22 protein-coding genes and 1 other RNA gene are annotated in these 20,511 nt (G+C 33.2%); 4 read left to right on the forward strand and 19 right to left on the reverse strand.

Annotated features, from left to right (window positions below):
* Positions 1–57 precede the first annotated feature (57 nt).
* Positions 58–2,253 (forward strand): B12-binding domain-containing radical SAM protein, encoded by a 2,196-nt coding sequence (locus CLV73_RS04805; RefSeq protein ID WP_100375724.1) that lies wholly within the window; start codon positions 58–60, stop codon positions 2,251–2,253.
* A gap of 82 nt (positions 2,254–2,335) precedes the next feature.
* Here CLV73_RS04805 and CLV73_RS04810 read toward each other — a convergent pair whose 3' ends face one another.
* From CLV73_RS04810 to atpD, 3 genes are all read right to left on the reverse strand, one after another.
* Entirely contained in the window at positions 2,336–3,157 is an 822-nt protein-coding gene (locus CLV73_RS04810) for a hypothetical protein (RefSeq protein WP_100375725.1), read from the reverse strand.
* Between the two features lie 80 nt (positions 3,158–3,237).
* On the reverse strand, positions 3,238–3,519 hold the full coding sequence (locus tag CLV73_RS04815; protein ID WP_039372283.1) for a FoF1 ATP synthase subunit delta/epsilon: 282 nt from the start codon (positions 3,517–3,519) through the stop codon (positions 3,238–3,240).
* Positions 3,520–3,603: 84 nt separating this feature from the next.
* Positions 3,604–5,112 (reverse strand): F0F1 ATP synthase subunit beta, encoded by a 1,509-nt coding sequence (atpD, locus tag CLV73_RS04820; RefSeq protein WP_100375726.1) that lies wholly within the window; start codon positions 5,110–5,112, stop codon positions 3,604–3,606.
* 274 nt (positions 5,113–5,386) lie between these two features.
* Between atpD and CLV73_RS04825 the strand changes: the two genes are divergently transcribed.
* Positions 5,387–6,307, forward strand: a complete 921-nt coding sequence (locus CLV73_RS04825) for a bifunctional riboflavin kinase/FAD synthetase (RefSeq protein ID WP_100375727.1) — start codon at positions 5,387–5,389, stop codon at positions 6,305–6,307.
* On the opposite strand, the gene CLV73_RS04830 is transcribed toward CLV73_RS04825, so the two are convergent.
* Complete coding sequence (locus tag CLV73_RS04830; protein WP_100375728.1) at positions 6,304–6,657, reverse strand: MmcQ/YjbR family DNA-binding protein; 354 nt, start codon at positions 6,655–6,657, stop codon at positions 6,304–6,306. The genes CLV73_RS04825 and CLV73_RS04830 overlap by 4 nt on opposite strands.
* A 92-nt stretch (positions 6,658–6,749) precedes the next feature.
* Here CLV73_RS04830 and CLV73_RS04835 point away from each other — a divergent pair, with 92 nt between their 5' ends.
* Positions 6,750–7,406 carry an NAD(P)H-binding protein gene (locus tag CLV73_RS04835; RefSeq protein WP_100375729.1) on the forward strand — a complete coding sequence of 219 codons (657 nt, stop codon included), beginning with the start codon at positions 6,750–6,752 and terminating at the stop codon, positions 7,404–7,406.
* A 14-nt stretch (positions 7,407–7,420) separates the two neighbouring features.
* Here CLV73_RS04835 and CLV73_RS04840 read toward each other — a convergent pair whose 3' ends face one another.
* From CLV73_RS04840 to CLV73_RS04895, 12 genes are all read right to left on the reverse strand, one after another.
* A complete protein-coding gene (locus tag CLV73_RS04840) occupies positions 7,421–8,317 on the reverse strand; it encodes an ADP-ribosylglycohydrolase family protein (protein WP_100375730.1) in 897 nt (298 codons plus the stop codon).
* 17 nt (positions 8,318–8,334) lie between these two features.
* Positions 8,335–8,913, reverse strand: coding sequence for a glutathione peroxidase (locus tag CLV73_RS04845; RefSeq protein WP_100375731.1), 579 nt, complete (start codon positions 8,911–8,913; stop codon positions 8,335–8,337).
* A gap of 12 nt (positions 8,914–8,925) precedes the next feature.
* On the reverse strand, positions 8,926–9,588 hold the full coding sequence (locus CLV73_RS04850) for a histidine kinase (protein WP_100375732.1): 663 nt from the start codon (positions 9,586–9,588) through the stop codon (positions 8,926–8,928).
* A 113-nt stretch (positions 9,589–9,701) separates the two neighbouring features.
* A complete protein-coding gene (gene kdsB, locus CLV73_RS04855) occupies positions 9,702–10,424 on the reverse strand; it encodes a 3-deoxy-manno-octulosonate cytidylyltransferase (protein WP_100375733.1) in 723 nt (240 codons plus the stop codon).
* Between the two features lie 48 nt (positions 10,425–10,472).
* Positions 10,473–11,024, reverse strand: a complete 552-nt coding sequence (locus CLV73_RS04860; protein WP_157798721.1) for a hypothetical protein — start codon at positions 11,022–11,024, stop codon at positions 10,473–10,475.
* Between the two features lie 122 nt (positions 11,025–11,146).
* Entirely contained in the window at positions 11,147–12,400 is a 1,254-nt protein-coding gene (locus tag CLV73_RS04865; RefSeq protein ID WP_100375735.1) for a pyridoxal phosphate-dependent aminotransferase, read from the reverse strand.
* Positions 12,401–12,497: 97 nt separating this feature from the next.
* On the reverse strand, positions 12,498–14,213 hold the full coding sequence (locus CLV73_RS04870) for a phospho-sugar mutase (RefSeq protein WP_100375736.1): 1,716 nt from the start codon (positions 14,211–14,213) through the stop codon (positions 12,498–12,500).
* 125 nt (positions 14,214–14,338) lie between these two features.
* On the reverse strand, positions 14,339–15,040 hold the full coding sequence (locus tag CLV73_RS04875; RefSeq protein ID WP_100375737.1) for a GIN domain-containing protein: 702 nt from the start codon (positions 15,038–15,040) through the stop codon (positions 14,339–14,341).
* A 2-nt stretch (positions 15,041–15,042) separates the two neighbouring features.
* On the reverse strand, positions 15,043–15,774 hold the full coding sequence (locus CLV73_RS04880) for a DUF3667 domain-containing protein (protein ID WP_100375738.1): 732 nt from the start codon (positions 15,772–15,774) through the stop codon (positions 15,043–15,045).
* 22 nt (positions 15,775–15,796) lie between these two features.
* The gene (locus CLV73_RS04885; RefSeq protein ID WP_100375739.1) at positions 15,797–16,174 is read right to left on the reverse strand and encodes a hypothetical protein; all 378 of its coding nucleotides are present in this window, start codon (positions 16,172–16,174) and stop codon (positions 15,797–15,799) included.
* Positions 16,175–16,190: 16 nt separating this feature from the next.
* Positions 16,191–17,141, reverse strand: coding sequence for a glycosyltransferase family 2 protein (locus tag CLV73_RS04890; RefSeq protein ID WP_100375740.1), 951 nt, complete (start codon positions 17,139–17,141; stop codon positions 16,191–16,193).
* Positions 17,142–17,161: 20 nt separating this feature from the next.
* On the reverse strand, positions 17,162–17,758 hold the full coding sequence (locus tag CLV73_RS04895) for a DUF4199 domain-containing protein (RefSeq protein ID WP_100375741.1): 597 nt from the start codon (positions 17,756–17,758) through the stop codon (positions 17,162–17,164).
* Between the two features lie 131 nt (positions 17,759–17,889).
* On the opposite strand from CLV73_RS04895, the gene ffs reads away from it, so the two are divergent.
* Positions 17,890–17,987: signal recognition particle sRNA small type (ffs, locus tag CLV73_RS04900), an RNA gene on the forward strand.
* Between the two features lie 105 nt (positions 17,988–18,092).
* On the opposite strand, the gene CLV73_RS04905 is transcribed toward ffs, so the two are convergent.
* The 3 genes from CLV73_RS04905 to menA all read right to left on the reverse strand — a co-directional run bounded on the left by CLV73_RS04905 (position 18,093) and on the right by menA (position 20,500).
* Complete coding sequence (locus tag CLV73_RS04905) at positions 18,093–18,779, reverse strand: metal-dependent hydrolase (RefSeq protein WP_100375742.1); 687 nt, start codon at positions 18,777–18,779, stop codon at positions 18,093–18,095.
* A gap of 333 nt (positions 18,780–19,112) precedes the next feature.
* Positions 19,113–19,559, reverse strand: coding sequence for an SRPBCC family protein (locus CLV73_RS04910; RefSeq protein WP_100375743.1), 447 nt, complete (start codon positions 19,557–19,559; stop codon positions 19,113–19,115).
* 11 nt (positions 19,560–19,570) lie between these two features.
* Positions 19,571–20,500 (reverse strand): 1,4-dihydroxy-2-naphthoate octaprenyltransferase, encoded by a 930-nt coding sequence (menA, locus tag CLV73_RS04915; protein ID WP_100375744.1) that lies wholly within the window; start codon positions 20,498–20,500, stop codon positions 19,571–19,573.
* Positions 20,501–20,511 lie beyond the last annotated feature (11 nt).

The following is a 20,511-nucleotide window of genomic DNA, read 5'->3' on the forward strand; positions in this document are numbered from 1 at the left end:
AAAATAAGTTATCCTTAAAAATTCAATTATTTAAAATAAATTTGTAAAAATTTTCTCTTGAAAGATCTGCTTCTCATCACTCCGCCTTTTACCCAGCTTAATACTCCTTATCCTGCGACCGCTTATATTAAAGGTTTTTTAAACACCAAAAATATTTCAAGCTATCAGATTGATTTGGGGATTGAAGTTATTTTGAAGTTATTTTCAAAAGACGGAATTCAGAAAATTTTTGACAAAGAAATTGATATTGAAACTGTTTCAGAAAATTCGCAAAGAATTTTTGCCCTAAGAAATGAATACTTAAAAACTATCGACCAGGTTATTTCTTTTTTACAAGGTAAGACTCCAACATTAGCAAGACAGATTTGTTCCATGAACTTTCTTCCCGAAGCTTCAAGATTCAATCAGCTTGATGATATGGAATTTGCTTTTGGAAATATGGGTCTTCAGGATAAAGCTAAACATTTGGCTACCTTATATTTAGAAGATATTTCCGATTATATTGTTGAAAATATTGATGCGGACTTTGGTTTCAGCAGGTACGCCGAAAGATTAGGAAAAAGTGCCAATTCTTTTGATGAGTTATATTCAAAACTGTCAGACAGTCAAACATTTATTGATGACTTTACGTTAAAAATCCTTCAGGAAAAATTAGAATTAACTAAACCAAAATTGGTTTGTTTTTCAGTACCGTTTCCTGGAAATCTCTATGCCGGTTTTCGTTGTGCCAAATTCATTAAAGAAAATTACCCACATATAAAAATTGCAATGGGTGGAGGTTTTCCCAACACCGAACTGCGGGAAGTAAAAGACAAACGGGTTTTTGAATTTTTTGATTATATCACTTTAGATGACGGTGAAGTCCCTCTTGAACTCCTTTACAAAAACATTTGTCATCCCGGTCAAAGTGAAGAGCCTCAATATAAAAGAACTTTTTTAGTTGAAAACCAAGAAGTTACTTATAAAAACAATTCAAAAAGACACGATTACAAACAATCAGAAATAGGAACTCCCGATTATAATGATTTACAGCTGGATAAATATATTTCTGTTATAGAAATTGCCAATCCGATGCACAGTTTATGGAGCGACGGAAGATGGAACAAATTAACAATGGCGCACGGTTGCTATTGGGGAAAATGTACTTTCTGTGATATTTCTTTGGATTATATAAAAATTTACGAACCTATTTCTGCAAAAATTTTAGTTGACAGAATGGAAGAGTTAATCCAAACGACTGGTGAAACCGGATTCCATTTTGTGGATGAAGCTGCTCCACCTGCTTTGATGCGTGAAGTTGCTTTAGAAATTTTAAGAAGAAATCTGGTAGTGACTTGGTGGACCAATATCCGTTTTGAAAAAAGCTTTACCCGCGATTTATGTTTTTTACTAAAACTTTCCGGCTGTGTTGCTGTTTCGGGAGGACTTGAAGTTGCGAGTGACAGATTATTAAAATTAATTGATAAAGGAATATCTGTAGAACAGGTTGCCCAGGTTACTAGAAATTTCACTGAATCAGGAATTATGATTCACGCTTATCTGATGTATGGCTACCCGACTCAGACCATTCAGGAAACAGTTGACTCTTTAGAGATGGTCCGTCAGTTATTTGAAATGGGAATTTTGCAAAGTGGATTTTGGCATCAATTCGCTATGACTGCTCACTCACCTGTCGGATTGAACCCGGAAGAATTTGGAGTAACTCCAATCAAACAGAAAATTTTGTTTGCCAACAACGATATTGATTTCACAGACAAAACCGGAATCGATCATGGGAAATTCAGTTTCGGTCTGAAAAAATCTTTGTTCAATTATATGCATGGAATTAATTTTGAGCTTCCTCTCCAGGAATGGTTTGATTTTAAAATTCCGAGAACAACTGTTCACCCCGATTATATTCATGACTGCTTGCTTGAAAATAATGATTTTAAATTTAAAAGAAACTTAAAAGTTGTTTTTCTGACTAAAAACGTAATCGCTGAGAATCGCGTAAAAACAAAAAAGAAATATATTTACCCGTACACGCAACTTACATTCCACTTAAAAACGAATATCTTAACCGTTGATCTGGATCAGGAACAGGCAGAATGGCTGATAAGAATTCTTGAAGAAAACTTTATAGGACAATCCAAAACCACTACACTTCAACAACTTAAGACAAATTTTGAAGAAAATTTTGAAGATTTTGAATTGTTCTGGTTTTCAAAGCCGATACAGCAACTGAAAGAAAATGGTATAATTCTGAGCTTATAATTTTCTAAATTTTAATATAGAATTACTAAAATAAAATCCTGAAAAATGATTTCAGGATTTTTTATTCTTAAACAATAGTAATTTATTTTTCAACACCATCTTTTTTAACTTCACCAACTATTATTTTGTCTTGATTTTTAATAAAGTTCGGATCTAAAATGGCCATCCGCTCAGCAATTGCCTTATAAGTCGGAAATTTTAAAATGGATGCTCTGCCAGACATTTGCCTGTAAAGTGTAAAAATTTTTCCGCCGGCAGTTTTAATTTGTTTCGTAGTTGTAATATATTTTCCGATATATTTGCTATTGGCATCATAGATTTCAATATCAACAAAAGTTTTTTCAGAAACTGTATCTTCTGATCCGAAGCTTACAGGCAAATTTGTAAAGTAACCAACTGGCTTTCCATTACTTAAAATTTCACCAACACTATTTACCGTAATATTCAGTTTATCAATTTTACTTCTTGTGGTATAAGCATCTTTAGTCTTTGTATCCAGCTTTCGTTTAGGAGCATTGCTGAAAAGCTCATCAAGATTTTTAATATTAATTCCCTTATTATCAATAAGTTTCAGTCCTTTAATTGAGGTATAGACTGCTGATTTTTCTTCACCCGAAAATGCTGACGGTGAAATATAATCAAGTTCCAGCGTTTTATCACGGTTATAAACCCTGTTTAATTTTATATAACTATCTCTTACAGAATCAACAACACTTTTATCTACAAATTCTATCGTATAAATGGGAGTTTCTTTCAGATCCAGAAAAGTATATTCATTAGATTTGCTTGAAACTTTAGCTACATGAATTCCATCAATACTGATAATTCCTCTCTTAGTTTTAATTTCCTGAGCTTTTAAAAAAAATCCCAGTATTGTAAATAAAATGATTAAACTTTTCCTCATAAAATCAGTTTTTTACATGACATAAAAAAAGTGTAACCAAAGTTACACTTTCTTGAAAATATATTTAGCTTTTCATTTAATTATTCACAAAGGATAATTCCTTTATCATGATTAAATTCTACAACACCGCTTTTGATTGGGTAAGAAAAAACAGAATCTTTATCGTTTTCTTTAGTAAAGTTTTTGGCATATGCTTCATCAATTGAGTTTGCATATAATTTCACTTTACCACCAATTAAAGAAGAAACAATTCCTGCGTGGTTTTTCATGATGTGAAACTCACCATTTTTTCCAGGCAACAATACTGAGTTTACTTCTCCTTCAAAAACTACGTATTCTGGTGTTAAAATTTTTATATTCATTTTTATGAAATTATAGATTATAGATTTTAAATTATAAATTATTGAAATTCAATCTAAAATCTAAAATTTAACATTTAAAATTTATTAAGCGTTTTCAGCCAACATTTTTTGTCCAGCTTCGATAGCTTCCTCGATCGTTCCTTTCAAGTTGAAAGCAGCTTCCGGTAAGTGATCTAATTCACCATCCATAATCATGTTGAATCCTTTGATCGTATCTTTGATATCTACCAACGATCCTGGAATACCTGTAAATTGTTCAGCTACGTGGAAAGGTTGAGATAAGAATCTCTGAACTTTTCTTGCACGGTAAACCACTGCTTTATCTTCTTCGGAAAGTTCTTCCATACCAAGGATCGCGATGATATCCTGAAGCGCTTTGTATCTTTGAAGAATTTCTTTTACTCTCTGAGCACAGTTATAGTGATCGTGACCGATAACTTCAGGAGCCAAGATTCTTGAAGTAGAAGCCAATGGATCTACCGCAGGATAAATACCTAATGAAGCAATCTTTCTGTCAAGTACCGTAGTTGCATCCAAGTGGGCAAACGTAGTTGCAGGAGCCGGGTCAGTTAAGTCATCCGCAGGTACGTAAACCGCCTGTACTGAAGTAATTGAACCGTTTTTAGTTGAAGTAATTCTTTCCTGCATCGCACCCATTTCAGAAGCAAGTGTCGGTTGGTAACCTACCGCAGATGGCATACGGCCAAGAAGTGCAGATACCTCAGAACCAGCCTGTGTAAAACGGAAGATATTATCTACGAAGAAAAGTACATCTCTACCTTGTCCGCTTTCTCCACCGTCTCTGTAGTATTCAGCTAATGTAAGACCAGAAAGTGCTACTCTTGCTCTTGCACCAGGTGGCTCATTCATCTGTCCGAAAACGAATGCAGCTTTTGAATCTTTCATCGCTTCTAAATCTACTTTAGAAAGATCCCAACCTCCGTTTTCCATAGAGTGCATGAAGTCTTCACCATATTTGATGATTCCAGATTCTAGCATCTCTCTCAAAAGGTCATTTCCTTCTCTCGTTCTTTCACCTACTCCGGCGAATACTGAAAGACCTCCGTGTCCTTTTGCAATATTGTTAATCAACTCCTGGATCAATACTGTTTTACCTACACCGGCACCACCGAACAAACCAATTTTACCTCCTTTTGCGTAAGGCTCAACTAGGTCGATTACTTTAATACCAGTAAATAAAACTTCTGCAGAAGTTGAAAGTTGATCAAATTTTGGAGCTGGTCTGTGAATAGGAAGACCACCATCCTTAGAAATCTCTTGAAGCCCGTCGATAGCATCACCAACAACGTTGAATAGTCTTCCGTTTACAGCCTCTCCGATTGGCATTGTAATAGGATTTCCGTATCCGATTACATCCTGCCCTCTTTTAAGACCGTCAGTAGCGTCCATTGCGATACATCTTACCGTATCTTCGCCAATATGTTGTTCTACCTCTAAAACTACTTTTTCACCGTTTTCTTTTGTAATTTCTAACGCGTCATAGATCGCTGGAACTGCTTCCACATCACTGAAGACAACGTCGATTACCGGACCAATAATTTGAGAAATTTTACCTTTAATTTGGTTTGCCATTGCTAAATTTTTTCTTGGTGCAAATATAATGATTCTTCATAAACCTACAATTGGTAAAAAAGAGATTTTTATCATGCTTTTCGGAGAATCTAAAATTAGGATTCTTCTATTTAATTTTTTGTAAATTCTTACAAATAGTATAAATTACTAAGATATCATAAATATAAAACTTATATAATAGATATCATAAAAGTTATATCTTTAAAATAACTCTTACGATATAATACCAGATAATTTTAAAGGCTTTATATTTGCAGTCAAAATTTTTCCTGTTTTGAAAGTTTTCAAGAATTTCACAGATTATACTTCCCAAAAACCTTTGGCACTGTCTTTAGGTATGTTTGACGGTGTACATCTTGGACACAAAAGTATTATTGATGAGTTAATAAAAATAGGTTCTGAGAACAATCTTGAAACCGCAATCCTTACTTTTTGGCCACATCCGAGATTTGTTTTTAATCCTAATGAAGATTTAAAGCTTCTGAATACTCTGGAAGAAAAGAAATCACTCATGAATAAATACGGGATTGATAATCTTTTCTTAAAAGAATTCGATGAAGAATTCAGAAACTTAACGGGTGAAGAATTTGTTCGACAGGTCTTGATCGATAAACTAAATGTAAAATATCTAATAATCGGCTACGATCATTCTTTTGGGAAAAACAAAAGCGGAAACTTTGAATTGCTCCAAAAACTTTCAAAAGAACTTGATTTTGAAGTAGAACAAATGGAAGCAATTAATATTCACGAAAATAATATCAGTTCTACCAAGGTACGAAATGCACTTTTAGCAGGAAACATTAAAGAGGCTAATGAAATGTTGGGGTACTCCTACTCTGTTTCCGGAAGTATTGTTCATGGGAAAAAAATCGGAAGAACCATAGGTTATCCCACTGCCAATATCGAAACGGAATCCATTAAACTTCTACCGAAAAAAGGTGCTTATATTGTTGAAGTTTTTGTAAAAGGTCAGCAATATAAAGGGATGCTAAGTGTGGGAACCAATCCTACCGTTAATGGGGAAAAACTGACCGTTGAAGTTTACATTCTTGATTTTGAAGGGGATATTTATGATGAAAAAATTACTGTAAAATTCAGAGATTTTCTTCACGATGAAATAAAATTCGAAGGTCTGGAAAAATTGATTGAAAGACTGGATGAGGATAAAAGATTGACGGAAGAGTTTCAGTTTTAGCCATTTAAAATCTCTTCTTTGGCTTTTTTTGTTAAAGATTTAAATACCAGATCATACGACTGATCAATCATTTTAAAAATCAAATCTCTTTTCAGCCCATCTACCATCACGGAGTTCCAATGGGTTTTATTCATATGGAATGCTCCGGTAATTTGTGGATATTGCTCACGAAGTTCGGCGCTCCACTCCGGATCCGTTTTTACATTGATACTTAAAGGCTGCTTTTCTAAAGCCATCAATAAAAACATTTTTGTTCCTACCTTCATCACAAGAGTTTCATTATCAAAAGGAAAACTTTCTGTAACTCCTTTTTTGGCAAGACAATAGTCTAAAATTTCGTTGGCATCCATATTTTGTGGGCAATGGTAATTTTTTGTAAAACTTTATTTCAAATTTAGTAAATTTAAGAAAGAAACATCATGACTACAAACAACATTATTTTATGAAAGCTTTGGTAATCGGCGCTACAGGTGCTACAGGAAAAGATCTGGTTAATCAGCTACTCAATGATCAGGATTTTGAAGAAGTGGATGTTTTTGTAAGAAAACCCATTGATATTCAAAATAATAAGCTCAACGTCCATCTCGTGAATTTTGAAAAGCCTGAAGAATGGAAAGATCTGGTAAAAGGAGATGTTGCATTTTCCTGTCTCGGAACAACTTTAAAAGCTGCCGGAAGCAAAGAGGCACAGCGAAAAGTAGATTACGATTACCAATATGAATTTGCGAAAGCTGCCAAAGAAAATAATGTGGAAGATTATATTTTGGTTTCGGCTTATGGCGCCAATCCGAAATCAAAGATCTTTTATTCTAAAATGAAAGGTGAGCTAGAAGAAGCCGTAAAACAACTTCATTTTAATAAAATCACTATTTTCAAACCCGGAATGCTGGAAAGAAAGAATTCGGATAGAACCGGAGAGGTTTTAGGAAGCAGAATTATAAAATTTGCCAATAAACTAGGTTTACTGGAAAGTCAGAAACCTTTGTCTACAGATATTTTAGCTAAGGCCATGGTAAAATCTTCAAAGATAAAAAGTAATGGTTACTCTAGTATTAAACTGGGAAATATTTCTTGTTTTGCTGAGAAAAGCAATGACTAAGAGATGTTTGCTTATCATGAATTTGTTTCATCAATAATCTTTTCAATCCAGCTATACTCTTTCAAATTCTTAAGTTTTGTAATCAATTCTTGAGGTATGTTTTTGTATCCTATTAAAGCTCCAGCAATTTGTCCAGCTATTGAAGCATTTGTATCTGTGTCCCCACCTGAATTAATAATTTGTTGAAACATTTCCTCTAGCCCCAAATCAAGAACTTTAGTTGAACAGAAAATTGCAAAAGGAATAGAATTTACAACATACCCGTTATTTCCTAGTTTTGCTATTTCGGAAATTTGAACATTTGGTCCGAGTTCATTAATTTTAATTAACCGATCTCTCACATTGGTGTCAGGAAGTTCAGGAATAATTAAATCGAAAAGGCTATTATTTCCAATCCAGTTAAAATTCAAAATAGCTTTTAAAGATAAATAGACAGCCAGAGCACCCGCAAAAGCTTCATCATTTTTATGAGTAATTTTACATGCGTTAAAAATGTCTTCTCTGGTAATATTTTCAAAAAAGGCAAAAGGAGCAATTCTCATTGCTCCTCCGTTTCCTGCGGCAAATTCACCTGTACGCCCACATTGGCTCCAGTGATAGCCAGATTCTTTATCTAAAATAGCTTTAAGTGTAGACGCTCCGACACCAGTTAATTTATTATTTTTATAATAATCAACAAATGTGTTAAGTAAAGCTTCAGGATGAAATTTACCTTTGGCTAAAGTTTCACACGTTGCAAGTGTAAGTTGAGTATCATCTGTTATTTGCCATTTTCTCAGCTTTGAAGGCTTTTTACCCCAATAATAAATTTCAGAATCGTTAACTAAAATTTCATTTTCATAACTGCTTCCCCAAGCATCGCCAATTGCTCCACCAATAATGCAGGCTTTAAATTGATCCTGAAAATTCATTAAAATTGAATTTCTATTTATTTAAAATACTTTGTAATCGCTTCATCCGTAGGTTTTGTAGTACTTACAAAGGAATCGATAAGTTTACCGTTTTCATCAATTAAGAATTTAGTGAAATTCCAAAGAATGGTTGAGTTTTTCACTCCGTTTAATTCTTTTTCTGTTAGATATTTAAAGATAGGAGCTGTATCATCCCCTTTTACGGAAACTTTTGCAGCCATAGGGAAAGTTACTCCATAATTTTTTTGGCAGAAAGCTCCGATTTCATGGTTGGTTCCCGGTTCCTGTCCTCCAAAATTATTGGCAGGAAAACCAACCACCACTACTTTATCTTTATATTCTTCGTATACCTTTTCCAGATCAGCATATTGTGGGGTAAATCCACATTCTGAAGCGGTGTTTACAATAAGGATTTTTTTACCTTTAAAATCTGCAAAGTTGATTTGTTTTCCTTCTTCCAAGGCATCAACTTTAAAATCGTAAATTGATTTTCCCATAAGTTCTTTGGTTTTTGCTTTAGACGATTCGCTTTTTTTCTGAGCACAGCTATTGAAAAAAGCTACAAAAGAAAGCAGTAATAAAAAGATTTTTTTCATTTTAATATTGATTTAAAATTTGAAAATATTGGCAGGAAATACTTTATTGATCTCTATTTTATTCAATAACATCACATAATCTCCGTCTTTTTTCGGACTTGAAGATTCGATTCTGAAAGGCATCGCAAGATTTCCAATTTTTTTATAGTCAGAATAATCCAATGTTTCATCTTTTTTTATTTCTCTCAATAACATATAAGTTTTACTGTCGAAATAATAAATATTCTTATTCACATTTTTAATTAATTCGACCTTATAGCAATATATATTTCCTATTTTTTCCTTTCCTACATATTTTGCTTCAAAACCTTTATTTTCCCAGTCTATAAAGTCATTATCAAAACTTTCCGGTTTATAGTCTGCATATTCCTGAAGCTTATTGGTTGCATAATTCATCGCATAGCCTTTTACTCCGTCATAGCCTTCAATCGCGGTATCTTTATTGTTTATAGTCAGAACCGTTTTAGTAAGATTAGGACGTTGCTGATAAATTTTGATGGGATATTCATCTTTGATCCCTAAAATTACTTTTCCTTGAAGTAATACTGAATTTAACAGCTTCCAATTCGTTAATCCTCCGGACAATTCGATATTTTTATCTATAATTTCTTTTGCTGTCTGTGCCAAAGAGAAATGTGAAAATGCCAGGATGAAAACTAAAAGTAACTTCTTCATTAATTTTATTTATAAATTCAAATATAAGGCTTTTTTAATTTGAAAATTTGAAATAAAGCAATTTGAAAATCTAATTCTACAGCACATTTTCAAATTATCTAATTAAAAAATTTTTAAATTAATTTTCTCGCTTTTTCCAGATCTTCAGGAGTGTCAATCCCAACTCCAATAAAATTGGTTTCTATGAGCTTGATTTTCATACCATATTCAAGATAACGGATACATTCTATTTTTTCAGAAATTTCCAAAGGTTTCATTTCAAGTTTTGAAAACTGAATTAAAGCATGTTTTCTGAAGGCATACACACCAATATGTTTAAAATAATCTACCTTATATGAAATTTCCCGGTGAAAAGGAATTACGGAACGGCTAAAATATAGAGCAAAACCATTGTTATCGGTAATAACCTTCACATTATTCGGATTTTCAATCTCGTCTTTCTCAATAAGTTTTATTTTTAATGACGCTAGAGATATTTCCTGATTATCATCATTATGGAAAACTTCAATCAATTGTTGCAAAGGCTCTAATTTAAGGAAAGGTTCATCACCCTGAACATTGATCACAATGTCACAGTCAATATTTTGTACAGCTTCTGCAATACGGTCGCTTCCTGTTTCATGCTGGCCGGTCATCACAGCTTTTCCGCCATGTTTCGTAATTTCATTAAAAATAATTTCTGAATCAGTCGCTACAAAAACTTCATCAAATAAACCTGTTTCCACCACATTCTGATACGTTGTGGTGATCACCGTCTTTTCGCCTAACATCTGCATGAGCTTTGCCGGAAAACGACTTGCTTCGTAACGTGCGGGAATAACTGCGATTATTTTCATTTTTAATTAATTATGAATTATTATAAAGTTATAATTACGAGTTTATTTTCAGCCTAAATAATTAACCAAAAAAATAATCCCATAAATCCATGAAATGTATAGTAATGAATAAAAAAATCCAATACCTATACTTTTCAGTAAATTTCCTTTACAATGTCTTGAATTTTTGAATATCAAACGTAAAGCTCGGAAAAAAATCCAATATAACATTGCTGTAAACAATAAAATTACAGTCCAAAAGAAAACACCCAGAAAGTATAATAGAAAGATAAGAACTATAGAAAACAATATCCACAGAAGAATTGACAAAATAATTCCTCCTATTCCATCTCCTACAGCAGGACCATCAAAATCAAAACTACCTATTTCAGGAGTATTATCTGATATCTTCTTGATTCTTTCTTTTGTAAAAATATTTCCAATATTATCTTTTAGTTTAAATCCATAATATAATCCCAAACTGATAAAAAGAAAAAATGAAATGGCTAAAATAGAAGTTGATAGAATAGAGTTTTGAAACAAGGACCTGTGCGATCCTCTTCCTGAAAGCCATATACTTACAATAACCAAAACAATAATTCCAATTGTTGAATAGCTCAACAGCTTCGTTTCGAGAAAATATTTCCTGGGAATTTTCATATATTAAGAATAATTGTGGTCAATAATTTAAAAATGCTTCGTAAATAAACATTCACGAAGCATTTTATTATTTATTTAAGGAATTATTTTAAAGCATTCAAAGCATTCTCCAATTTAGGCATCATTGTAGAAATTTCTTCAGTTGCCAAACCTCCTACAGAAGCTCTGAACCAAGGCTCAGATTTCTCTTCTCCGAAAGCAGAGAAAGGAACTAAAGCAACACCTGCTTCATTGATCAAATAGAATACTAAATCAGAAGAATTTTCGATAACTGTTCCATCTGGTTTAGTTTTTCCGATATAATCCAATTTGATTGTCAGGTAAAGCGCTCCCATTGGCTCGATACTGTCAACCGCAAGACCTTTTCCTTTTAAATCCTGAATTCCGCTATGCAGAACTTTTAAACTCGCTTCTAATTTATTTTTGAAATCTTCTACGAAAGCATTTACTTCTTCAGGATTTTCGTAATATTTTGCAGTAGCTTCCTGTTCAGGTTTTGGTGCCCAAGCTCCAACGTGCGTAAGAAGAGCCTTCATTTTATCCAGAATATGCGAAGGTCCGAATCCCCATCCTACACGAACTCCTGTTGCCGCAAGACATTTTGAGATCCCATCGATATAAATTGTATAGTCTCTCATTTCAGGGAAAAGAGAAACAGGATCTACGTGTTCTGCACCAAAAGTAAGGTTAGAATAGATTTGGTCATACATCAAGTATAACGGTTTTTCATCTTCTCCTCTTTTTTTGTTTTCTTCTAATATAAGTTCACAGATTTCAGAAAGCTGTTCTTTTGTGAACATTGTTCCCGTAGGATTCAATGGTGAACAAAGCGCTACCAAAACTGCTCCGGACAAATGTGGTCTCAGATCATTTGCTGTCGGAAGGAAATTATTTTCAGGAGTAGTTTTCACTTCTACAGCATTAGCCGAAGTAAGATAAGCATAGTGATTGTTGTTCCAAGATGGTATAGGATAAACCACTTTATCACCTTCATCCACGATTGTTTTGTAAACCGCATAAATCAATGGTCTTGACCCGGCAGTAATTAAAATATCATTAGGTGAATAATCAAGGTTCCATCTTGTTTTTAAGTCTTTGGAAACTTCTTTTCTTAAAGATAAAAGTCCATTTGCAGGCGGATAATTTGTCAGATTATTCTGATAAGCTTTCTGAATTTCCTCCTTCAATTTTGCTGGGATCGGGTAAATATTAGAATTTAAATCACCAATCGTAAGATTCGCAATCTCCGCTCCTTTCGCTTTTAAATCATTTACTTCATTACCAATTTTTACAATTTCAGAACCAATCAGGTTCGCCGCTAATTTTGAAACTTTCACTTTATTTTTTATTTAATTATTTTAATGTAATAACTAGCAATGTAACTGTGTAACAATAATTGGTATAATGCTTAACCGGTACATTGCTATATTTAATTTAACTTAGTTGTAAATCTTTTTTTACCTGATTAATTTTCTCTTCCAAAGATTTCAATTTATCTTTAAAATCAGCTTCAGAAGTAACAGAATCTTTTACAGAAACATAAAACTTGATTTTCGGCTCTGTTCCTGAAGGTCTTACGCAAACTTTCGTTCCGTCCTGAGTGTAATAAATCAATACATTTGATTTTGGAATGTCGTTCATTACTTTTTTCTCATTGGATGAAACAATGAAATTTGTTTGTTCCTTGAAGTCTTTCACTTCTTCAACCAATGAACCAGCAATTTCTTTAGGAGGATTTTCACGGAAATTCTTCATCATATTCTGAATTTCTTCTGCCCCGTCTCTTCCTTTTCTTACAAGGTTGATCAATCCTTCGTAATACATTCCCAATTCCTGATAAATCTCGATCATATATTGGTACATTGTTTTTCCGTTGGCTTTACACCAGGCAGCAATTTCACACGCTAAAATGATACTTCCGCAAGAATCTTTATCTCGAACAAAATCTCCGGTCATAAATCCGAAACTTTCTTCACCACCGCAAATGAATTTTTCCTTTCCTTCGAAATCACGGATCATTTTCCCGATCCATTTGAACCCGGTTAATCCAACTTTACAGTCAACTCCGAATTTTTGAGCAATATCAAAGAAAATATCTGAAGTTACAATCGTAGAACCGATAAATTCTTTTCCTGTGATTTTTCCTTGCTTTTTCCATTCATTCAGAATGTAATAGGTAAGAATTGTATTGGTCTGGTTTCCGTTCAATAACTCAATTTCTCCCTCCAAATTTCTAACCGCGATACCTAATCGGTCACCATCCGGATCTGTTCCGATCACTATATCTGCGTTGGTAATTTTTGCCAAATCCATTGCCATTTCCAATGCTGCAGGTTCTTCAGGGTTTGGAGAATCTACTGTCGGGAAATTTCCACTAGGAATCATTTGTTCTCTAACTAAGTCAACTTTTTTGAAACCTGCTTTTTCCAATGCTTTCGGAACCGTTGTATAGGTCGTTCCGTGGATGGATGTGAAAACAATATTTAAATTTTCTTTTCCAACGTTCTGATACGTAGAATTTTCAATACAGGCATCGATATAAACATCATCCTGCTCTTCTCCGATCCATTCGATCAGATCATCATTTCCATTGAATTTGATTTCCTCAAATTTCACAGAATATACTTCATTGATGATCGCTTCATCGTGTGGTGGAACGATTTGTGCACCATCATTCCAGTATACTTTATAACCATTATATTCAGGCGGGTTGTGAGAAGCTGTCAACACAATTCCTCCGTTACATTTTTTATCTCGTACTGTAAAAGACAATTCCGGAGTCGGTCTGTGATTTTTGAAAAGCAATACCTTAATTCCATTTGCCGTCAAAACATCTGCTACCAGTTTTCCGAATTCTTTTGAATTATTTCTTACATCATAAGCAATCGCAACTTTGATTTCTTCTCCTTCAAACTGCTTTAACATATAATTCGCAAGTCCCTGTGTTGCTTGACCTAACGTGTATTTATTTAAACGATTGGTTCCAACCCCCATAATCCCTCTCATTCCTCCTGTTCCGAACTCAAGCTCTCTGTAAAATGAATCTTCGAGATCCGGTGAATTACCATCAATTAACAATTGAACAGCATCTCTTGTTTCCTTATCGAACGTGTCACTTAACCAAAGTTTTGCTTTTTCTAATGTTGTCATATTTGTATTTTGTTCTTTATATAGTTTGTAAAATTCCTTTATTTTATTGTTTCAGCCTCTGATATTTACGGAAGGAGAAATCTTTTTAAGAAATTCTTCATTACATTCAGAATGGCAGAAAGCTTTTATTCTAATTTCTTATTCTCTACCCGTGTATCTTTATCAATTTTAAAGGCACGGATCGGATCATTATAATACAAAAATTTTGCAGTATTCTGAATGTGCCCTTTTAATGAATCTTTTACATTTACTTCTGCATAATTTCCATTTTTAGAATCAATATTCAAATTCTCTATTTTCCAATAGGGAGCAATCAAACTTGCTGTATCAGAGATCTTTATCATTGCATTTCTGGTTTGTCCCAAGAAATTAGCCCTGCTTCGGTTCTGCATATCAACTTCTGCTCTCCTTGTATTGACAGAACCCATAAATGTAGCGTAATTTTTTAAATTTAATCTAAAATTATCAGTCTTAATTTCACTCGAAATATTCATTTCTACTGAATCTGAGATCGCCACTTTTTCCAGGTTATATTTTGAATAAATGGTCACATTATAAAAATCTACACCTTTGGTTCCCCGTTTTTCTTTAATAGAAAGTGTTTTATCTTTTACATCAACATCCAGATTATCGGCAACATTGGGATAGGTTTCTATTTCAACAAAGTTTTTAGTTCCTCTTGCATAAAAGACACGAAACTTTCCTTCCAAATCCAGATTTACAAATTCTGAAACATCCACATCCTTCCTTTCAATTTTTCCTTTGGGAGAAACTTTTCCACAGGAAACTACAGCAACCAAAGCCAATGTGTACAATATATTTTTCATATTTAAAATATTTCGTATAAAATCAAACTTATCACAGTTCCTTCCAGTACCATCAAAACATAAAGAACCGATACTCTCCACAGTAATCCTGGTTTTGAGTATGAATTTTTAAAAGCAGTCCAATAAGTAATTGCCGGGAAAAGAATAGAAAGACCGAATAAGATTTTATCAATGATATTGAAGATTTTTTCAACAGGTTTCCATAAACCTATCAAACTTACTATATCACTTAGCAAAAATAAGATTAAAATTCCTAAAAGACTCACTGTTCCTATAATAAAATGCTCTGCAACATTCAATTTTATTCTTTTGAATAAAAAATAAGCATTAAAGGCAAGCATCGGAATAATCACAAATAAGATGGTCTTAGAATATTTTGAAATAAAATTCATCATATCCAGAACATCATCCGTAAGCTCTTCAGGAGGAGCAAATTTTCTATAAAAATGATAAGTTAAAACATTAAAACCAAAAAGAATCAGTAACAACGATATAAAATTGTTGTATCTGATTCTTTTTCCTGAAATATAATCCATTGCCGTTGTTCCCGGCCTGAATAAAATATTTTTTAAAGTGTGGAGAAATTTAGTTTCAACATGCCAAATTGATCCGAGAATATCATTTTTGATGAGTGAATATATCGTTATTCTTGCTGTGTCGGCTTTCTGTCCGCAATGAGCACAGAACTCACCGGAGATTGAATGACCACAGTTCAAACAACTTTTTTTACTCATTCTTAAAATTAATACATCACTTTTAATTTTTTATTTTCCTATAAAACCATGAAGTAGGTCTTTCTGATATTGATGATATTAATAAATAATTTTTATCTAAATAAGAAATTTTCATTAAGACTGTATCTTTATCAATGGTATACTTTAACTTTAGTAAGTTTTTCGTTTTTTGATAATTCCCTTTAAGATCCATCGATGTAAAAGTCTGATTATCATTAAAAACCAAAATCCCCATTCCCTTTTCAGAGTTATTTTCTTTTGTCTTTAAAGCATCAATATTATTGATTACAATTCCTTCATAAACTTCAATAAATTCCCATGATCCAAGAATGTTTCTCGACTTACATGAAGATAAAAATAAAACAGCAATTACAATTAATGATAATTTAAAAAATTTCATTTTAAACATCAATCAATTAAATCACTTCATCAATATTATAATTCTTATGTTCTCTGTTGGTTCTGATAATCATTTCTCCTAAAAATCCAGCTACGAAAAGCAATGTTCCCATAAGCATCATCGTTAAAGCAATATAGAACCAAGGATTATTAGTGATTAAATGTCCGTAAATTCCTCTGGCAACGTCAATTAATTTTGAAATTCCCAACCAAAGTGCTGAAAGGAAACCAACGATAAACATTAACGTTCCTACCGCTCCGAAGAAATGCATGGGTCTTCCACCGAAGCGGCTTACAAACCAAAGTGTTACCAGATCCAGGAAACCTCTGATAAATCTTTCCGTTCCAAATTTTGAAGTTCCGTAAGGTCTTGCCTGATGCTGAACCTCTTTTTCCGTAATTCTTCTGAAACCTGCATTAGCTGCCAAAACCGGAATATATCGGTGCATATCTCCATATACATCGATTGTTTTTACGACCTGTTTTTTGTAAGCTTTTAACCCACAGTTGAAATCATGAAGATAAACTCCTGAAACTTTTCTAGCCGCCGCATTGAATAATTTTGACGGCACATTTTTCGTCATCACATTATCAAAACGCTTCTTTTTCCAGCCGGAAACTATGTCGTAGTTTTCATTAACAACCATTGAATACAATTCTGGAATCTCCTCCGGAAAATCCTGTAAATCAGCATCCATTGTGATAATTACATCACCATTGGTTCTTTCAAAAGCAGCATGTAACGCCTGAGATTTTCCGTAATTTTTAGAGAATTTTATAGCATGAACCTGTGGGTTTTGAACCTTCAGATTTTCAATGATACTCCAGGATAAATCTGTACTTCCGTCATCTACAAACCAAATTTCATAGGACAAACTGTTTGATCGGCAAACGTTATCAATCCTTGAAAACAGCTCTTCCAAAGAAGCTTCTTCATTCAGTAACGGAATAACTATAGATAAATTCATTTAATTTTTAAATAAAATAATTATTGATTTTGAATTTCGGTATGAATCGTTTTTGTTCTGAAAAACGCCCCGAAAAACACTGACAAAACTACGTAAAATATCAGAATTGCTGCAAAATATCCTGAAAAATGACTTGCGGTAAGCATATCTTTTCCTTTCACAGCCTCCGGATTAAATCTCTGAAGGCCTTCTTTATATTTCTGCTCCAGTTCATCAATATCTTTTTGATGTTTTAAAATCTTTTTTGCAGAGGTATATTCTGCATCAAGTTCTGCTTTTTGTCTGGTTACATATTGATAATTAAGGAGCTTTTTAGCATCTGTATCTACAAAATTTAAAAATGCGTAAATACTAAAAACAGAAAGAATTCCTCCAATGAACATCGGAACAAACGCTCTTTTGAATGCATCTTTAAAACTTACCTCTCTATGGATGTTCCAATAAGATTTTACAGACCAGAAGGCAGTAGCAGCATATAAAATAGGTAAAACGAAAGCATTGGCTTTCAATGAAATATCAAAGTAATTGATTCCTGAGAAAAATTGATACACTACAAAAAAGACAACCATTGTAGCGATAAAAAGTATAATTCCTAATGTTGATGGACTTTTCGTCATATCTAATTTTTTTGAAAAAAGTTGAAAAATTATTGTTCTAAATTTCAATTATTTAGCTTTGCCAACGGGCTTTTCAACTATTTTTTCTTTAATAATGTTTTGAAGTTTATAAAATATTCCTACCTTTGCAACGGCAAGTCCTAAACAACCAGCTCCTGAGAATCCTCCAGGGTGGGAACGCAGCAAAGGTAATCGGTCGTAGCGGTGTGATTTAGGTAGCTTGCCATTTTTTATTGGTTTAAGTTGAAGAGAGGTAATTTGAAAATTATCTTTTTTTGTTTCTGAACACTTCAACATTTCTATTCTGATTTTCAAATTACCTTTCAAAATTTATTTAAAATTCGAACGTCTCTCCTAATTTTGGTAAAACAAGTTCTACATTTTTGTCAGCAAAATGCTTTAATGCGCTTTCATGATTAATTTCAATCGCAGGGAAAGTATCAAAGTGACATCCGATTACTTTTGGAGTTTTTAATAATTCTGCTGCTGCAAAAGCTGCTTTTCTAGGACACATGGTATAGTGGCTACCAATTGGAAGGATAGAAAGATCTAAGTTCCCGTATAGTCTTGGAAATAACTCCATATCTGCCATTACCCCTGTATCTCCAGCCAGATAAAGATTTTTTCCTTCAGGAAGTCTGAAAATATATCCTACAGGAACGCCTCCGTAGCTTCCATCAGGGAAAGAACTTGTATGATGAGCCGGAACCATGGAAATTTTAAGATCATCGATTTTTGCCGATCCCCCTAAGTTCACGTCATCTGTATTTTTTGCATTTTTGAAATACCCGCAGATTTCAGGTACAGCTATAAGAGTTGCTTCCGGATGAAACTGTAATACTTCTGCTACATCTGCAATATGATCTCCATGAGCATGGGTCAATAAAATATAATCGATTTTCTGAGCGGAAATATCAAACCCTGATTCTGCTTTTTTGTAGTTGTAGAATGGGTCGCTCAAGATTGTTTTGTCCTTGTAAGTGAACAGAAAACAGTTTTGTCCTAAGTATTGTATTTTCATTTTTAATTTATTTAAAATTTATGGCGTTATGAATTGATCTACTTTTACCGACATATTACTATTATAATAGTAGATCAAGTACAAACAATATATAATGATCACAGTTTGAAATATTTGAATAAAAATATTCGGTTTTATCTTTTGTTTTAATACCCATAAAGAGATAAAAAAATCAATGATCAGAATTATCCCCAAAATGATAGGTAATATTGCAATTTCTGATATAGATAATTCTCCAAATATTAATTCTTTAAGTAATAATAAAAAGAAACCAACAGATATAATTATTGATAACCAAGAAGTAATTTTATAACTATTTCCCATTTACAATTATTATTTTGATGGAAATTTATCTTCAATTAATTTCAAATTAATTCCGTGCTCAAGATAAGCTTTACATCCATCAAGAACCGTTGTGAAACCTCCTGTATTGTCGTTGATAATTTTTAACAAATCTTCTCCTTCCTGATAAAATCCGTAACTTTTAATAACCACAAGAGTTCCTTTTTCCATTTCTTTGAATTCATAATCTACATTCGTTGAAGGTTCTCCCCAGACTGTTTTTATCAATTGATGTTTAACAATTTGATGTACGGTAACATTTGTTTTTACTCCGTACATCTCCCATTCCCAGGTCACCGCTTTTCCTTCTTCTAGTTTTCCTGTTGATTTTGTAAACCAAAAATTGGTTGTTACTTCCGGATTGATAAATGCTTCGAAAACGTCTTCAATCGGTTTTCTGATCAGCATTTGAGCTTCAACATAGATATTAGAACTCATTGTTTTATATTTTAATGAAATAGATTAAGACCTAAAGCTGTAAGGATTGCTATCATAAAAGTCATGATCCCAATATGTTTCAGGAACTGATCAAGCTCTTTCGGATTCTTTACAGCCATGATCTGTCTTCTCAGTTTCATCAACGGAAGCATAAGAATCATCACAATAAAAACATAATAGTTCTGCGACTGGAAAAATCCGTTTACTGCTAAAAACATTAAAATCAGGATCAAGGGTAATTGTAACAGGATCATTTCGTAGATCATTGCATTTTTGAATCCTATTCTTAATGCAAAGCTGTTTTTACCTGATAATTTATCACTTTCGATATCCCTCATGTTATTCAGATTCAAAACAGCCATACTCATCATTCCGATTGCCGTTCCCGGTAATAGCATATCCCAACTGAACGATTTTGTAAACAGAAAATAACTTCCACAAACAGAAACCAATCCAAAGAAAATGAATACAAAAATATCTCCCAATCCCATATATCCGTAAGGTCTTTTACCAATCGTATACCCTATTGCTGCTAAAATACAGGCCACTCCTAACCCAATGAAAATGTAAAATTCATTCATATAATTCGGAATGAAAGCAACATACAAAAGCGCAACAGTAGCAAGAAACGATAAAATTGAGAAAAGAATTACCGCATTTTTCATTTGTTTTGCCGTAATTTTTCCTGAAGCCACTGCTCTTGCTTCTGCTTCAGAAGCTCTTTGGGTATCCGTTCCTTTTACACCGTCTCCATAATCATTTGCATAGTTTGAAAGAACCTGATATAATAAAGTCACAATCAATGCTAATGCAAAAATTTTCCAGTCCCAAGTTCCGCCTTCACCATAAAGTCTCCATTTTGCGATGAAAGCTCCCATTATAATACCACTTAAGGAAAGTGGTAATGTACGTAGCCTTGCGGCTTTTATCCAATCCAACATTAATATTTTAT

The sequence above is a fragment of the Chryseobacterium geocarposphaerae genome (assembly GCF_002797535.1).
GTDB lineage: Bacteria > Bacteroidota > Bacteroidia > Flavobacteriales > Weeksellaceae > Chryseobacterium > Chryseobacterium geocarposphaerae.

Bases quoted from the DNA above. Each gene is read 5' to 3' on its own strand.
- CLV73_RS04850 (WP_100375732.1), bottom strand. From the start codon at position 9,588: ATGAAGAAGTTACTTTTAGTTTTCATCCTGGCATTTTCACATTTCTCT.
- menA (WP_100375744.1), bottom strand. From the start codon at position 20,500: ATGTTGGATTGGATAAAAGCCGCAAGGCTACGTACATTACCACTTTCC.
- CLV73_RS04810 (WP_100375725.1), bottom strand. From the start codon at position 3,157: ATGAGGAAAAGTTTAATCATTTTATTTACAATACTGGGATTTTTTTTA.
- CLV73_RS04835 (WP_100375729.1), top strand. From the start codon at position 6,750: ATGAAAGCTTTGGTAATCGGCGCTACAGGTGCTACAGGAAAAGATCTG.
- CLV73_RS04815 (WP_039372283.1), bottom strand. From the start codon at position 3,519: ATGAATATAAAAATTTTAACACCAGAATACGTAGTTTTTGAAGGAGAA.
- atpD (WP_100375726.1), bottom strand. From the start codon at position 5,112: ATGGCAAACCAAATTAAAGGTAAAATTTCTCAAATTATTGGTCCGGTA.
- CLV73_RS04895 (WP_100375741.1), bottom strand. From the start codon at position 17,758: ATGACGAAAAGTCCATCAACATTAGGAATTATACTTTTTATCGCTACA.
- CLV73_RS04830 (WP_100375728.1), bottom strand. From the start codon at position 6,657: ATGGATGCCAACGAAATTTTAGACTATTGTCTTGCCAAAAAAGGAGTT.
- CLV73_RS04885 (WP_100375739.1), bottom strand. From the start codon at position 16,174: ATGAAATTTTTTAAATTATCATTAATTGTAATTGCTGTTTTATTTTTA.
- CLV73_RS04890 (WP_100375740.1), bottom strand. From the start codon at position 17,141: ATGAATTTATCTATAGTTATTCCGTTACTGAATGAAGAAGCTTCTTTG.
- CLV73_RS04905 (WP_100375742.1), bottom strand. From the start codon at position 18,779: ATGAAAATACAATACTTAGGACAAAACTGTTTTCTGTTCACTTACAAG.
- CLV73_RS04875 (WP_100375737.1), bottom strand. From the start codon at position 15,040: ATGAAAAATATATTGTACACATTGGCTTTGGTTGCTGTAGTTTCCTGT.
- CLV73_RS04870 (WP_100375736.1), bottom strand. From the start codon at position 14,213: ATGACAACATTAGAAAAAGCAAAACTTTGGTTAAGTGACACGTTCGAT.
- CLV73_RS04880 (WP_100375738.1), bottom strand. From the start codon at position 15,774: ATGAGTAAAAAAAGTTGTTTGAACTGTGGTCATTCAATCTCCGGTGAG.
- kdsB (WP_100375733.1), bottom strand. From the start codon at position 10,424: ATGAAAATAATCGCAGTTATTCCCGCACGTTACGAAGCAAGTCGTTTT.
- CLV73_RS04840 (WP_100375730.1), bottom strand. From the start codon at position 8,317: ATGAATTTTCAGGATCAATTTAAAGCCTGCATTATTGGTGGAGCAATT.
- CLV73_RS04845 (WP_100375731.1), bottom strand. From the start codon at position 8,913: ATGAAAAAAATCTTTTTATTACTGCTTTCTTTTGTAGCTTTTTTCAAT.
- CLV73_RS04910 (WP_100375743.1), bottom strand. From the start codon at position 19,559: ATGAGTTCTAATATCTATGTTGAAGCTCAAATGCTGATCAGAAAACCG.